This window comes from Devosia alba (genome assembly GCF_039938915.1).
Classification (GTDB): domain Bacteria; phylum Pseudomonadota; class Alphaproteobacteria; order Rhizobiales; family Devosiaceae; genus Devosia; species Devosia alba.
The window spans coordinates 43,703-59,494 of sequence record NZ_JBDUUI010000014.1; the positions used below are offsets into that span (position 1 = coordinate 43,703).

At 64.5% G+C, this 15,792-nt stretch carries 9 protein-coding genes; 3 read left to right on the plus strand and 6 right to left on the minus strand.

Annotation, left to right across the window (positions count from 1 at the left end; genetic code table 11):
- Positions 1-5: 5 nt before the first annotated feature.
- The 4 genes from ABFY71_RS16535 to ABFY71_RS16550 all read right to left on the minus strand — a co-directional run bounded on the left by ABFY71_RS16535 (position 6) and on the right by ABFY71_RS16550 (position 12,127).
- The gene (locus tag ABFY71_RS16535) at positions 6-1,778 is read right to left on the minus strand and encodes an SLC13 family permease (protein ID WP_347947046.1); all 1,773 of its coding nucleotides are present in this window, start codon (positions 1,776-1,778) and stop codon (positions 6-8) included.
- A 603-nt stretch (positions 1,779-2,381) separates the two neighbouring features.
- Positions 2,382-10,877, minus strand: coding sequence for a glycoside hydrolase family 94 protein (locus ABFY71_RS16540; RefSeq protein WP_347947047.1), 8,496 nt, complete (start codon positions 10,875-10,877; stop codon positions 2,382-2,384).
- 299 nt (positions 10,878-11,176) lie between these two features.
- Positions 11,177-11,539: a ribbon-helix-helix domain-containing protein gene (locus tag ABFY71_RS16545; RefSeq protein ID WP_347947048.1), complete on the minus strand. Its 363-nt coding sequence runs from the start codon at positions 11,537-11,539 to the stop codon at positions 11,177-11,179.
- Between the two features lie 24 nt (positions 11,540-11,563).
- Positions 11,564-12,127: a DJ-1/PfpI family protein gene (locus ABFY71_RS16550; protein WP_347947055.1), complete on the minus strand. Its 564-nt coding sequence runs from the start codon at positions 12,125-12,127 to the stop codon at positions 11,564-11,566.
- 237 nt (positions 12,128-12,364) lie between these two features.
- On the opposite strand from ABFY71_RS16550, the gene ABFY71_RS16555 reads away from it, so the two are divergent.
- The 3 genes from ABFY71_RS16555 to arsK all read left to right on the plus strand — a co-directional run bounded on the left by ABFY71_RS16555 (position 12,365) and on the right by arsK (position 14,554).
- The gene (locus ABFY71_RS16555; protein WP_347947049.1) at positions 12,365-12,745 is read left to right on the plus strand and encodes a YbaN family protein; all 381 of its coding nucleotides are present in this window, start codon (positions 12,365-12,367) and stop codon (positions 12,743-12,745) included.
- 116 nt (positions 12,746-12,861) lie between these two features.
- Complete coding sequence (locus tag ABFY71_RS16560) at positions 12,862-13,194, plus strand: ArsR/SmtB family transcription factor (RefSeq protein WP_347947050.1); 333 nt, start codon at positions 12,862-12,864, stop codon at positions 13,192-13,194.
- A 154-nt stretch (positions 13,195-13,348) separates the two neighbouring features.
- The gene (gene arsK, locus ABFY71_RS16565) at positions 13,349-14,554 is read left to right on the plus strand and encodes an arsenite efflux MFS transporter ArsK (RefSeq protein WP_347947051.1); all 1,206 of its coding nucleotides are present in this window, start codon (positions 13,349-13,351) and stop codon (positions 14,552-14,554) included.
- Between the two features lie 11 nt (positions 14,555-14,565).
- On the opposite strand, the gene phnE is transcribed toward arsK, so the two are convergent.
- Together phnE and ABFY71_RS16575 are read right to left on the minus strand one after the other, a co-directional pair.
- Positions 14,566-15,414, minus strand: a complete 849-nt coding sequence (gene phnE, locus ABFY71_RS16570; RefSeq protein WP_347947052.1) for a phosphonate ABC transporter, permease protein PhnE — start codon at positions 15,412-15,414, stop codon at positions 14,566-14,568.
- Between the two features lies 1 nt (position 15,415).
- A partial coding sequence (locus tag ABFY71_RS16575; RefSeq protein ID WP_347947053.1) for a PhnE/PtxC family ABC transporter permease occupies positions 15,416-15,792 on the minus strand: 377 nt, incomplete at its 5' end.

The following is a 15,792-nucleotide window of genomic DNA, read 5'->3' on the forward strand; positions in this document are numbered from 1 at the left end:
GGCCGTCAGAGCGGCCAGAAGAACAGGATGGACGGGACGCCCACGGCGATGATGATGGCTTCGAGCGGCAGGCCCATGCGCCAGTAATCGCCGAAGCGGTAGCCGCCCGGTCCCATGATGATGGTGTTGTTCTTGTGCCCGATCGGGGTGAGGAAGGCGCAGGAGGCGGCCACGGCCACCGCCATCAGGAACGGGTCGGGCGAGACATCCAGCGACTGGGCAATCGACAGGCCGACGGGGGCCGCGATCAGGGCGGTAGCCACATTATTGAGGAAGTCCGACAGCGTCATGGTTACGATCATCAGCAGGGTCAGGGTAGCCCAGGCCGGAAACGAGCCGGTCAGCGACAGGATCGCTTCGGCAATCAACAGCGTGCCGCCCGAACTCTCCAGCGCCAGCCCGAGCGGGATCAGCGAGCCAAGCAGCACGATGATCGGCCATTCCACCGATTCGTAGACCTCCTGCGGCCCGACAATGTTGAACATGGCATAGACGCTGACCACCAGCGCCAGCGCGATGGCGAGCGGAAACAGCCCGATGACCGAGGCGGCAATTGCAGCGGCGAACACGCCGATGGCGAACAGCGCCTTGCTGCGCTGCACCACGGCATGAGTCTTTTCCGCAAGCGGCAGGACGCCGAGCCATTCGGCAACGTCATTGACGCGGCTTTCCGGACCGATGAGCAGCACCACGTCGCCCGCCTTGATCACCAGATTGCGCACCTGATCGCGAAAGCGCTGGCCTTGCCGCGACACGCCGAGCAGGGCCACGCCGCGCCGGTTACGCAGGCGCAGATCGGTGGCCGTGCGACCAACCAGGCGGGCATTGTCGGGAACGATGGCCTCCATCAGGGTCAGTGACTTGCTGCGCAAGCCGACATCTTCCTGGGTGGCCGAGGTTTCCAGGCTCGCTGCACCGATGAAGCCCTCGATGGATTCGGGGTCGCCTTCGAGCACCAGCATGTCGCCGGCGCGCAGTTCGGTATTGGCCGCAAAGCCGGGCAGGCGGCGGCCATTGCGGATCAGGCCGAGCAGGGTGGTGTCGTGTTCGTCGGCCACGGCCATCAGATCATGCTGGGTCTTGCCGATGCTCTTGGAGTCTTCGCTGACTATGGCTTCGGCAACGAAATGGCCGTCATCCTCCTCGGCGCCAGCAGTGGCTTCGGCCGACGGAGTTGGCAGCAGGCGCCAGCCAATCAGGGTAACGAAGGCGATGCCCACCACGGCGCAGACCAGGCCGACAGGGGTGTAGTCGAACATTTCAAATGGCGCGCCCAGCGCCCGCTCGCGGAATTGGGAGACCACGATATTGGGCGGCGTGCCGATCAGGGTGATCATGCCCCCCAATATGGTGGCGAAGGATAGCGGCATCAGCGAGCTGTAAACCGAGCGCTTGCCCTTTTTGGCCGCCTCGATATCGAGCGACATCAGCATGACCAGGGCAGCCACATTGTTGATGACGGCCGACAGCGCCGCGCCCACCATTGCCATGATCCCTATATGGGTCGACAGCGAGCGATCCGCCGATATCACCAGCCGCGCGACAATTTCGACGGCGCCGGCATTGGTCAGCGCGCGCGAGACAATCAGCACCAGCGCGATGATGATCACCGCTTCCTGGCCAAAGCCTGCAAAGGCCTGACCCACCGGTACCACGCCGCCGATTACCGCAATGATCAGCGCCACAAAGGCCACCAGATCGTAGCGGATGCGCCCCCAGATCAGGAAGCCGAATACCACGCCCAGCAGCGCGAAGAGGAAGCCTTGCTCATAGGTCATGGAGTGATCTCGTGCGGGTCGGGTGACGCTACCCCTAGCAGACTAAACGACGTCGATCTAACCTTGGATGATGGATAATTGCCAAGCAGTTGCGCCGGACGGGCGATGGCGACGGCTGGCGTGATGGGCGTGCCGAAACCCCGCCCGGCCAGCTGGCGTCGCGGTGTCACGGGTAACGGGCGGCCATTGGGCCAAAAGGGTAGTGGAACGGACCAAGGGCCGCCCGTCACGAGCCGGTTTTGCGCGGGGGATGGTTCAGGCGACACCAGTATTGCAGGCGCGGCTGCCATGCTCCCCACTGGACAGGCGCCCCCGTCCCCCGGTCTCCCCGCCTGGCCCTGCGTCGGGGCCAGTGACTTGGCGGGAACGGGGCCATGATGGCACACGATATTGGGGACGGGGATTAGATGGATAAGGTTTTGTTGGTCCGAGACCCCCACCTAGCCTCCCCTGGCAGGGGGAGGGACGGGCTGGTGGGTGTGACGAGTTCGAACCACAATCTTGCGGTCGTCTCCCTCCCCTGAAGGGAGAGGGAAGCCTGTCCGGCACGCGGCAAACCATTGTGCCCGGGACCCTTGTTCAATCGAGGCACTGGCGCCGCCATTATCCAGCCAGTTGAATGGTGACCTGATGCGCGCGCCCGTCCAGCGGCAGCGTGAACGGCCCATCGTCGGTCGGCATGACGTTACCGTCCACGACCAGACTGCGCGTTGCGCCTTCCGCGCCCTGCGAAGCGATGACCTCAATGCTGTAGCGGGTCGCGCCCATGGTGATGGTTGCAGAAAATCCTGGCCAGGAGTCGGGCAGGCATGGCGCGACAAGGAGACGGTCCCCGACGCGCGTAATGCCCAAAATGGCTTCTATTCCCGCGCGATGCATCCAGCCGGCCGATCCGGTGTACCAGGTCCAGCCGCCACGGCCGACATGGGGAGCGACCGAATAGACGTCGGCGGCAACCACATAGGGTTCGACCTTGTAGCGATCCACCTGCGCTGGCGTCGTGGCGTGGTTGATCGGATTGAGCAGGGCGAAGAGGTCGTGGGCCTTGTTGCCCTGGCCGAGCCTGGCAAAGGCCATGATTCCCCACATGGCAGCGTGGCTGTATTGCCCGCCATTTTCGCGCAGCCCCGGCGGATAGCCCTTGATATAGCCGGGATCGCGCGGGGTCTGGTCGAAAGGCGGGGTAAACAGCAGGGCAATCCCATCGTCTGGACGAATCAGATGGCGTTGCATGGCGGCCATGCCAGCCGCTGCCCGGATGGGATCTGCGCCACCAGACAGCACGGCCCAGGATTGCGCGATGGAGTCGATCTGGCACTCGTCGCTCTGCTTGGAGCCGAGCCAGGTGCCATCGTCAAAGGTAGCGCGCCGATACCATTCGCCGTCCCAGGCATGGCGCCCGAGGGCTGTCTTGGTGCGGGCCAGATGGGTACGCCAGCGCTGCGCGCGCTCGGGCGCCCGGGCCTCCGCCAGGGGCAGGAACAGCGTGAGGGTGCGGATCAACAACCAGGCGAGCCAGACGCTCTCGCCCTTGCCGCCCTCGCCGACACGGCTCATGCCGTCGTTCCAGTCGCCGGTGCCCATCAAGGGCAGGCCATGTTTGCCCGTCAGATCAAGGCATTGGTCCAGTCCGCGTGCACAATGCTCGAACAGCGTGGCGGACTCTTCGGCAATCATGGGCTGGAAGAAGGCATCATGCTCTTCGGGGAGCAGCCTGGGCCCTTCAAGGAAGGGCACGATTTCTTCGAGAACCGCCGCATCGTCGGTCGCGGCGACATAGGTGGCCGCCGCAAAGGCCAACCAGACCCGGTCATCGGAGATGCGGGTCCGAACGCCCTGACCCGATTGGGGCAGCCACCAATGCTGGACATCGCCTTCGGGAAACTGACGGCCCGCCGCGCGCAGCAGGTGATGCCGCGTTTCTTCGGGGCGGGCAAAGGTGAGCGCCATGCCATCCTGCAACTGGTCGCGGAAGCCATAGGCGCCGCTGGCCTGGTAGAAGGCCGAGCGGGCCCAGACGCGGCAGGCCAGCGTCTGATAGAGCAACCAGCCATTGAGCATGATGTCCATGGCGCGGTCGGGCGTCCTGACCTGAACGGTGCCAAGCAAAGCCTGCCAGTGGTCGGTAACCTCGGCCAGCACGGCATCGAGATCGGCCTCCCGATAGCGCGCTATCAGTTCCCGGTTCGCCTCAGCTGAAGTGCATTGGCCCAGCAGTGATGTCACTTCCACCGACTCTCCGGGCTTCAATTCGATGACCTGTTGCAGCGCCGCGCAGGGATCCAGCCCGGCGCCGCTCGCGCCGGCCAGCGGGGTTTTCCCCAGCAAGGCGGCTGGCGTGGCCGGACCGCTATGGCGCCCGAGGAATTCGGTGCGGTCGGCCGTCCAGCTCGTCTGCTGCCCAGCCAGGTCAGCAAAAGCGATCCGGCCACAAAACGCCGAACTCCAAGGGTTATGGGCAAAGATGGCGCCGGTATCGGCATCTGCTTCGGTGATGATGAACGGCGCCGAGGCCCCGCGTGCGGTGCCGAGCACCCATTCGGCATAGTAGGTGACGGAGAGACGCCGTGACTTGCTCGACTGATTGGTGAGGGTGAGGCGCGAGATCTTGATCGGGTCGCCCAGGGGCACATATTGCAGCAGGTCGCTGGCGATGCCATTGGCTGTGTGGGTGAAGCGGCTATAGCCGAAGCCGTGCCGCGCGAGATAGGTCCCGCCATCGCGGATCGGCTGCGCCGTCGGGCTCCAGAGCTCGCCACTATCCTCGTCGCGCAGATAGAACGCTTCGCCGGTCGGATCGGTGACCGGATCGTTGGACCACTGCGTCAGCTGGTTTTCACGGCTGTTTTCGGCCCAGCTATAGCCGCTGCCTTCGGTGGAAACCTGGAAGCCGAAATCGGGATTGGCAATGACGTTGATCCAGGGGGCCGGGGTGCTCTGGCCGGCATTGAGGACCGTCACATACTCGGTGCCATCCTTCTCAAAGCCCCCCAGGCCATTGAAGAATTCCAGCGCCGGCGTGGGCAGGATGACTGGTCGCGCAATCCGCGGTTCACGCATTGGCAAGGGCGGCACTGGCAGCGTCGGCATCAGATCGAGTTGCTGGCCGATGGAGCCGTGATGGGCGTTGAGAACCACCCGCGCCACCGAGCGGAGCAGGGCGCGTGCCTCAAGGCTCATCAGGTCGGCGCGCAATATATGGACAGTGCCCTGCTCGAGCGGCTCGCCATGGCTTGCGCGCAGCTGGCTGCTCCGGACCGCGGTCTCAATGGCGATCTGCAGGTCCTGCACATAGGATGAGCCGCGATCGTTGATGATGACGAGATCGACGGCAAGCCGCTTCATCTGCCAATATTCCTGGGCGCGCAGCAATTGGCGAACCTGGGCGATATCCTCGATATCCTCGATGCGCAGCAGCACGATGGGGAGGTCGCCAGAGATGGCCAGCGGCCATAGTCCCGGCTGCGAACCGGCGCCGCGGATGATCAGTTCGGAGGCGGGGCGGAAGCGGCGGTCGGCGTAAAGCAGCGGCGCGGCCAGGCGCTGGAAGTCGGCAGCCTCCTGCGCTTCGACGTCGAGATGGCGCAGCTGCACCTGGGCCTGGGTCCAGGCCAGAGTCTGGGCGCGCTCGAAGGCGCTGCGGTCATGGTGCTTGTCGAGCAGATCCAGCAGCTCAGCGCGCGAGGCGGCAACAATGGTCCAGAAGGCGACGCGCGAGACCTTGCCGGGCACGACGCGCAGGCGCCGGCGCAGGGAAAAGATCGGATCGAGAACCGTGCCCACCGTGTTCGACAGCGGCTCACCGGCCTGCAGCACGGCCGCATCGCCCAGCGTACGGGCCGCGCCGATGAAGCGCGCCCGGTCGGTCTCATATTGCGGATCGGCGGCAAGTTCGCCTTCCACCACCGCGAAATGGGCGGCCCACACTGCCGGATCGGCCGCCGAGCGGGGGCGGCGGGTCGCGACAATGGCGTCGAACTCGGCAAGATGCTCGGTCTGCACGAACATCTTGGCGAAGGCGGGATGGGCATTGTCTGTCGCCGGCGTGGTGAGCACGATCTCGGCATAGGATGTCAGCTCGATCTCGCGGGCGCGCCGGCCGGTATTGGTCAGCGTGACGCGGCGCACCTCGCCATCGTCCTCGCTCGACACCAGCACATCCATTGCCGTGGTCAGCGAACCGTAGCGGCGGGTGAACTCGGCATGATCCTCCCCGAAAATCACCTCGTCATGGTCGGCCTCGTTCTTGACCGGCTGCGCGCAAGCGGACCACACATGGCCGCTCTGGATGTCGCGCAGCATTATGAAGGAGCCCCAATTGTCACGGGTCGCATCCTCGCGCCACCGCGTGATGGCGATATCGCGCCAGCGGCTATAGCCGGCGCCCGCCGCCGTGAGCATCACCGCATAACGCCCGTTCGAGAGCAGATGGGTCATGGGCTGGCGCCCGGAAGGCAAGCGCGTGCTGCGGACAGCGGGCGCTTCCCCGATGGCTTGGGCCGGGGAGGCTTTGACTTCCTCGGCGCGCGGATGGGTGGTGACGATGTCGCGCGGCACCCGCTCCTGCAGCAGCAATTCGCTGGCCCGGATCATCGGCTCGCGATGGAATCGATCACGCATCCGGCCGTCCAGCAGCGTATTGGCGATGGAGACAATGGTCATGCCCTGGTGGTGGGCCATGAAGTTGCGGACAATGGCGACGTCCTGATTTTCCGGCACGCGAGAGCGGGTGAAGTCCAGCGCTTCAAAAAAGCCATAGCGGCCACTGGCGCCCAATTCGGCGAGACGGCCATAGTTGCGCAGCGCACCATGCGGATCGATCATGGCGGCCAGGCCGGTCGCATAGGGCGAAATCACCACATTGTCGGACAGGCCGCGTTTGAGACCGAGCCCGGGCACGCCAAAATTGGAATACTGATAAGTAAATTCCATGTCGCGCGCATTATAGGCGGATTCCGAGATGCCCCACGGCACCCCAAGCGAGCGGCCATAGGCCTGCTGGCGTTCCACCACCAGCCGGCTCGTTTCTTCGAGCAGGCTCCCCACCGGCTCTTCCATCACCAGTGACGGCATCAGGTATTCGAACATCGAGCCGGACCAGGAGATCAACGCCGATCCATTGCCCAGCGGGGTGGCTGCCCGGCTCAGCCGGAACCAATGCTGGGTGGAAACATCGCCCTTGGCCACCGCGAACAGGCTCGCCAAACGGGCCTCGGAGGCCAGCAAATCGTAGCAGCTGGGATCAAGCGTGTTATCGACCAGCGAATAGCCGATCGACAGCAGTTTGCGGTCGGGTTCGAGCAGCCAGGCAAAGTCCATGGCCATCGCCATCTCGCGCGCGCCATCGGCCAGGGCCTGCAGGCGGGCTGTCAGATCGATCGCCGGGGCGTTGGCCTGCAGCAGGTCGCGCTCATGCTCGAAAGCGGTCTTGCGCAGCGCTTCGCACCAGAACACCAGGTCAAGTGCGCTGGTATGGCCCACCACCGGGATAATATCCTGCGCCACCCTGGCGGCTTTTTCGGCCAGCCGCCGGAGCGTGGGCGTCAGGGACTCGGTGGGGCGGGGGGCGGTGAGCTCGGCCTCAATCGCGTCCAATGCCGTCGCCAGCTGCAGCCCGGCCTCGCCCTGGGCTGCGGGCAAGTCGGCAAGCGCCGCGCGCGCCAGTTGCAGTGTATCGGTCAGACCGGCGCGGCCATCCAGTGCCAGGGGCGCCAAGGTCCACTCTTCGCAGGCATTGGCCAGGGCGATCAGGTGCCCGGCCAGATTGCCGCTATCCACCGATGAGACATAAATCGGGTCGAGCGATCGCAGATCCTGGGTGTCGTACCAGTTGAACAGATGGCCGCGGAATTTGGTCAGCCGGCGGATCGAGGCAAATGTCGTCTCAAGCCGCTCGGTGGTTTCGATTGTCCCGGCCCAGCCGAAATCCCGGGCCGCCACGGTCGAGAGCAGATAGAGCCCGATATTGGTCGGCGAGGTTCGGTGGGCGAGGGCGGGCTGCGGGTTCTCCTGGAAATTGTCCGGTGGCAGCATGTGATCGGCCGGCGTGACGAAGGTCTCGAAAAACCGCCAGGTTCGGCGCGCGATCAGCCGCAGCGCATCGGCATCGGTCTCGGACAGCACCAGGCGCCTGGGCAGGGCGGGCGGCCGGCTGGCCCAGCGCGCCAGCGCCGGCGCACAAAACCAGAGCAGGGCAAACGGCAAGACCAGGGGCCAGGACCCCGGCGCCAATATCACGGCGCCGGCACAGATGATCAGGCCGAACGCCGTGCCACCGGCCATGAACCGGTAAAACCCCGGCAGATCCAGCTCGGGACGGTTCATTGATTGAGCGGCTGTGGTCCATTCCAGCAGGTTCCGGCGGGTAATGAACAGCCGGTTCAGCGTGCGGACAATCGCGTCCCCCATGCGCCAGGCCTGATCGGGGAGGAAGGCGATGACCAGAAAAATCTGCATGGCCGCGATCCGCAGATCAGCCGCCACGGCCTTGAAATGGTTGCGCAACTGCACCCCGGTGCGCCGGTGCAGCACCGACAGCAGGGAAGGCAGGAACGCCGGCAGCGCCAGGGTGCCGAGCACGATGATGGCGGCGAGCGCGCCCGGCCATACCGGCAGCAGAAAACTCATGCCCAGGCTCAGCAGGGCGAATGGCGCGACCAGGGAGCGGCGCAGATTATCCAGCATCTTGCCGCGTCCGACGGCTGGAACGGCAGCGGCGGCGCGGCGCGCGAACAACCAGGGCAGCAATTGCCAGTCGCCGCGTGTCCAGCGATGCTGGCGCATGCTGGCAACGTCATAGCGCGCGGGCACACCCTCGACCACTTCGATATCGGAGGCGAGACCCGCCCGGGCAAAAATCCCCTCGAACAGATCGTGGCTGAGCAGGGCGTTTTCGGGCACCCGGCCATCCAGCGCCGCCTCGAAGGCGTCGACGTCATAGATGCCCTTGCCGGTATAGGAGCCTTCGCCAAACAGGTCCTGATAGATATCGGAAACCGCCGCCGCATAGGGATCCATGCCGCCTGGCCCTGAAAAGGCCAGCTGATAAAGCGAGCCGTCACTGCCCTGCGGCAGCGATGCGGTGACGCGCGGCTGCAGAATGCCGTAGCCCTTGACCACGCGATTGCTGGTGGCGTCGAACCGCGGGCGATTGAGGGGATGGGCCATCTTGCCGATCAGCCGCGACGCGGCCTCACGGGGCAGACGGGTATCGCTATCCAGGGTGATGACATAGCGCACATCGGTCGGAACCCGCGGCGCGACACCGGCGACCGGGACGAAAGTGGTATCGGTCGCTCCGCGCAACAGCCGGTTGAGCTCGTGCAGCTTGCCGCGCTTGCGCTCCCAGGCCATCCATTTGTTTTCACTGGCGTTGAACAGGCGTCGGCGATGCAGCAGGATAAAGCGATCCCCGGCCGGGGCGGGGCCGTAGCGCTGGTTCAGCTTGTCGATGGCCGCCGCAGCCGTCGCCAGCAGGGCCGCATCACCCTCGATTTCCTCCTGATCGGCATCGCGTCCATCCGGCATCAGCGCGAACACTAGATCGCCGCTGGCGCCAGACAGATGGTGCACTTCCAGCCGCTCGATCTGCTCGAGCAGGTCGGCTTCGTTGGTGAGCAGCGTCGGCACGACAATCAGCGTGCGCATGGATTGCGGGACGCCGCGAAGGAGGTCCATTCCCGGCAGGGAGGTTGCGCCAAAGCTCCAGGTGATGGCCCGGTTGACCAGAGCGGTCGCCACGTCGGTCATTGGCAGGAAGGCGATGGCAGCAAAGGCCGCCAGCCACCCCCCTGTTGCGCCACAAGTGGCCAAGGCCCACAGCGAAGAGGCTAGCAGCAAAGCGGTGACGGCGAGAATGCTCCCAACATAGCCGGCAATGCCGAGCCGGACATTGAAGCGGCTGATCAGCAGGCGCGGCGGGGCGCGGAAACCAATGGTCTGTTCGAGCGCGGCGCGTCCTTCGGCAATCAGAAAATATCCAGGATCCGACTTTCGCTCCGCTTCAGCGGTACCGATCGACGACTGCACCGCAGCCAGCGCCTTGTCGACGATGTCGAGTTCGGTGAAGCCGGACCCGCGCGCCAGTTCCTCGATGGCGTTGCGGTAAAGATCGCGGGTGGCGAAATCCATGTCGCCGAAGGCGCTTTTGGCGCGCAGTCTGGCGTCGACGAGGCTGACGCTCTCGAACAGCTCCGCCCAGTCGATATCGGAGATCAGCCGCATGCTGGTGATGATGTTGCGCACGCTGACATTGGAGGCGCCCTGCTGCTGCTGGGCCAGCTGGACCACGGCCTCAACCGAGGTGCCCTGCAGGCCCAGCCGCTCTTCCAGCCAGCCCAGGGCAGGGGTCGTCCGCGGGTCGCGGTCGCGCAGCCGCTTGGAAAGCTGGGCAGCGAACGCCGTCGATAGCGGCGCCGAGGAGCGCAGGCCAATGTCGGCGTCGAGCGCCGAACGTGCATTGCCCGAGACCAGCAGCCGATTGGCCAGTTCATCGGCGTCCGCCCGCTTAAGCTGCCCCACGCTCATCTGGTCGGCCAACCTTCTGAGGTTCTCGATCAGGACGATGCGCAGGGTAATGGCGACGGCCCAGAGTTCACCAATGGTCAGCGGTTGCACGCGCTGGTAGGCGGTGATGAAGCGGACCAGCGTTTCGGGGTCGATATGGCTGTCAGTGTGGGCAACGAAAGCCCAGGCAATGCCGAAGACACGCGGATAGCCGGCAAACGGCCCTTGGGCGAGCTTGGGCAATTGGCGATAGAAGCCGGGTGGCAAATCGTCCCTGATCTCGCGAATCTGCTCTTCGATCAGGTGATAATTGTCGAGCACCCATTCAGCGGCGGGCTCCACCTCGTGGCCCTGCTCCACCTCGGTGGCACTGGCGCGGTAGGCTGCCAGCAACACGGCAGCGTTCTCGTTCAACCGTGCACTCAGCGACAGCACGCGCGGCGGGGTGCGGGTAACGGGCTGTTCTGCCGCCAGCGTTTCAGCGTGCTGCTCAAGCCGCTCTATGCCAAACAATTCTCCCCGTACCGGTGCCTTATCGTCCCAAACCGGCGATGACGAGCGTATTCTCCAGGCGCGGCGCGGAATCGAGGGCATGAGAATTTTCCTTGCAGATTGTCTCGCAACAACCGCGAGAAGCCGCGCCGGTCAGGACGCGGATAACAGTCAATTGGCGCAGGATATTGGCGAGCTGCACCGCAGCAAAATTGGGGGCCTCCTCCGGTTCAGCAATGTGGGTCCACGATGGGGCGCGGCATCGACCACCCCTGGCTGTGGTCACCACATGCGGGATCAGTGTTGCACATCATCATACATGTTCTGAGGGTTGATTGGTCGGTTTAATTTGGTGGGGCAGTTCGATGCCGCACACCCGATCCGCTTCGCTCCGGCGGCCCTCAGTTCATTGCGGCACCGCGCCGGGCGCTTTCGCGCGCAAGGATCGCGCGGGCGGCATGGTCGGCGATCGGAATGCCGAGATCGGGGGAGACCTCGCCCGCTGCGATCAGCGCATGGTAACGGGCGCAACATACCCGCAAAAACGAGGTGAAATTGCCCAGATCATGGTCGGCGTCCATAGCCTCGTGCCACAGGCGCGTGATGAGCTGCGCGACGGTCATGCCGTCGCGCTGGCCGATTTCGCCGAGCGTATCCCAGAAGTGGTTCTCGATCCGGATCGAAGTCGCAACCCCGTCAATGCGCAGACTATGGGCGCGGCTCTGCCATTGGCTGGCGTCAGCCTTGATGAAGAGTTCACACATTGAGGGGCTCCCTTGGCGTTGCAGTCAGAGGATGGCGAGGAACTGTTTCAGCCATGCCGGGTGGGCGGGCCACGCCGGCGCACTGACCAGATTGCCATCAGTCACCGCCTCTGTCACCGCAATATCGGCAAAAGTGCCGCCCGATGCGGTGACCTCATAGGCGCAGGCCGGATAGGCCGAACAGGTGCGCCCCTTGAGCACGCCGGCAGCGGCCAGCAATTGTGCGCCATGGCAGATGGCCGCAACCGGCTTTCCAGCCTCGAAAAAGTGCTGCACCTTCCTGATCACTTCGGGGTCGAGGCGCAGATATTCCGGCGCGCGGCCGCCGGGAACGACAAGGGCGTCGTAGCTGGCGGGGTCGGCCGTGTCGAAATCGGCATTGAGCGCGAAATTGTGACCGGGCTTTTCCGAATAGGTCTGGTCGCCCTCAAAATCATGGATCGCCGTCTTGACTGTGTCACCGGCCTTTTTGCCGGGACAGACAGCATCGACGCTGTGGCCGGTCGCCAGCAGCGTCTGGAACGGCACCATGGTCTCGTAGTCTTCCGTGAAGTCGCCGGTAATCATCAGGATCTTCGCCATCATTATCCTCCATTTTGATGGTTGAGAGCGCACGATAGGCGCGCCACCGGGGCGGCGAGTGTTACCCCGATACTACGTCACACGGGCCTCTCGCCCGGAAGCAGCGGTGTCGAACGGGACGCCATGGTCAAACAAATCAGGGCGGCAATTGATCCGGCTCAATGACGGCGTCCCGCAGCCTGATAAGCATGGCGCCATGGAGCACGATCAGGGTAGCGGGATAGCCGATTGGAACTCGGGGCCATGACTGGTCTTCGCGCCATCAATCTCATCCTCGGCGCTGTCATGTTGGCAGTGGGCGTCTTGGGGGCCATACTGCCGCTGCTCCCGTCCACGCCTTTCCTGCTGGCTGCGGCCTGGTTCTTCTCGCGCGGTTCGCCACGAGCCGAGCAGTGGCTGCTGCAACACCCCGTATTGGGCCGGCCGCTGCGCAATTGGCTCCGGGAACGGGCCTTGTCCAATCGCAGCAAGGTGCTGGCCATCGGCATGATGGCAGCGAGCTATGCCCTGCTGCTGTTCGGCACGCAGCCGGGCCTGCCGCTATTGATTGGCACAGCGGTCATTCTGACGCTGGCTGGTAGCTTCATCGTGACCCGCCCCAAGCCGCTGGACGATGCGGACTGACGGGGTTTGAACGCTGGGCAAGCGTTCCGTCGGAGCCATGCCTGCACGTTCAGAACTTCATTCGACAATCATCGAAATACTCTTGACAGGGTCTTGCCAGGCTATAGGCTATTTCCATGAAGATCGAAACAGCTGCGGCCCAACTGGAAGCTCTGGGCAACACCACAAGGCTTACCATCTATCGCACGCTGGTCCGTGCGGGCGAAAGCGGGCTTGCGGTCGGCAAGCTGCAGCGCAAGCTGGACATTGCCGGCTCCACCCTCTCCCACCACATCCGCAAACTGGTGGAGGTCGACCTGGTCAGCCAGGAGCGGCAGGCCACCACGCTGATCTGCCGCGCCAATTATGCCAGCATGAACGGCCTAATCGGCTATCTGGCCGATGAATGCTGTGCCGATGGGGCAGCCGGCCAAGCCAGCGACGTTGCCGCCCGAACCGACGCCATTTGACCTATCGTTCGAATATTCCAGAGAAATCGAAGTCATGATCGGACCTGACCTGCCCATCGTCTTCGAAGGCGGCCCGAGCGTTGGCGACCGGCTGCCGCTTTGGCCCGTCGACCACTACCACACCCTGACTTGAACGCGGCTGAGCGGAAACTCCATGACCAAACCTTTGCAGGCGCGCGCTCCGGCCCTGGTGATCTGGGCGCTCGGGCTGACCCAGATCATTGGCTATGGCACGCTCTATTACAGCTTCAGTGCTCTGGCACCGTCCATGGCGCTGGATTTTGGCTGGTCCGAGGAATGGGTCTATGGCGCGCTGTCGGCATCGCTGCTGATGAGCGGCCTCGTGGCCCCCATTTCAGGGAGCTGGGCCGACCGCTTCGGCGCCGCTCGGGTCATGGTCTGGGGCTCCATAGCGGCCGCCCTGTCCCTGGTGGCCTGCGCCCTGGCCCCCAATGGGGCGACGTTCGTCGCCGGGCTGGTGGCGATGGAAGTGTCCTCGGGCTTCGTGCTCTATACCACCGCCTTTGCCGCCCTGGCGCAGATCGCCGGGCAGGGTGCCCAGCGCAGCATCACCCATCTTACCCTGATTGCCGGCTTCGCCTCGACCATCTTCTGGCCACTCACCGCGATGCTGCATGAATTTCTGAGCTGGCGCGAAGTCTACCTGGCCTTTGCCGCCCTGACCCTTGCCGTCTGCCTGCCGGTCCATGCCTGGCTGGCCGCCCAGGGCAAAGGCACCGGCGCGGCGCGGCTGAGCGAGACAATCGAGGACGCGCCGCTGGTCCCGCCCGGTCAGGAACAATGGGCCCAGATCGTCATGCTGCTCGGCTTTGCCCTGCTTGGCTTTATGTCCTCGGCGGTGCTGGTCCACATGATCCCCATGCTTGCCTCTCTGAGTCTGGGCGCCGCCGGCGTCTTCGTTACCACGCTGTTCGGCCCGGCCCAGGTGCTGAGCCGGCTCATCAACATGCAGTTCGGCAAGGGCCTGTCGCAGCCCGCTCTGGGCGTTGTCGCGGCCAGCCTGATGCCGCTGGCCCTGATCGTGCTGGTGACGACCGCGCCCCTGCTGCCCGGAGCGGCGGCCTTTGCGCTGCTGTTCGGCCTGGGGTCGGGACTATCGAGCATCGTCAGCGGCACCTTGCCGCTGGCCCTGTTCGGGCGCGTCGGCTACGGCCGCCGCATGGGGTCGATCAGTTCGGCGCGGCTGATCGTGTCCTCCTTCGCACCGGTGGTCTTCGCCGTGGTGGCCGGCGCCATAACGACGCCGGCCACGCTGTGGATGGTGGCGGGCGCTGGCGCATTGAGCGCGCTGTGTTTCGGATTGATCTGGCACCGCTACAGCCGCAGGGGTCCGGCCTGAACTCCTGCCGGTCAGGTCTGCGGGGCTGCGTCGATCAACCTGGCCCGGATGCGGCGGGAGATGTTGTCGATGACGGCAACGGTGACCAGGATCATCAGGACGATAAAGGCCGCTTCCTGCCAGTTGTTGATGCGCATGCGATCGGACAATTGCAGCCCGATGCCGCCTGCGCCGACAATGCCCAGAATGGTGGCGGATCGGACATTGGATTCAAAGAAATAGAGCACATGGCTCATCATCACCGGCAGCACCTGCGGAAACACGCCCAGCCGCATGACATGGGTATCGCTGCCGCCGGCGGCGCGAACGCCCTCCACCTGCTTGGTTTCGACATTCTCGATGGCTTCGGCAAACAGCTTGGCGAAGATCATCAGGTCACCCACGGCAATGGCCAGCACGCCGGCGAACGGCCCCAGCCCGACGGCCGAAACGAAGATCAGCGCCCATACCAGCCCGTCTATGCCGCGGAAACCGTCATAGATGCGGCGCAGGCCGAAGTGGAACAGCGCGTTGGGCATGATGTTCTTGGCGCCCAGAAAACCCAGCGGAACGGCCAGCACGGCGGCAATGACCGTGCCCAGGAATGCCATGCCAAGCGTCTCGAGCATGGCATGGACATAGTCCCAGAAGCCATCGCCGGGATGGGGCGGGATCATCAGGCCCACCAGCAGCCCCAATTTGTTGAGACCGTTGATGATCCGCATGGGATTGGCATCGACCCACCAGAGCCCGAATGCAAAAGCCACCACAAAACCGAGCCAGAGCGCCCCGGTCCTCAGTCGCACGATCAGCGGGGTGGAGAACAGTTCCGGATTGGTGCGGCGCAGGCGCGCAACTTCGCCATGGGTGATGATGTTCATGTCAGTGCCCCGCCTGCATGTCCTGCCCGATCAGCCGGTGGCGGATCGTTTCGCAGGTGATGTCGATGATGGAAGTGGTGGCGATCAGCAAAAGCATGATGGCCGAAATGTCGGTATATTCGAACTGCCGAATGGCCACATAGAGCTCCTGCCCGATGCCACCGGCGCCGACAATGCCCAGGGCAGAGGCGGCGCGCACATTGATCTCGAAGCGCAGCAGCAGATAGCTGGCATAATTGGGCAGTGCCTGGGGCACCACGCCCAACCGCATCAGCATGGGCCAGTTGCCGCCGGCGGCGCGGACGCCCTCGATCGGGCGGGGGTGTTGATTGTCGCTTGGAACTGACCCGGGGTTGTCATTGAGAAGTGACCCGCCAG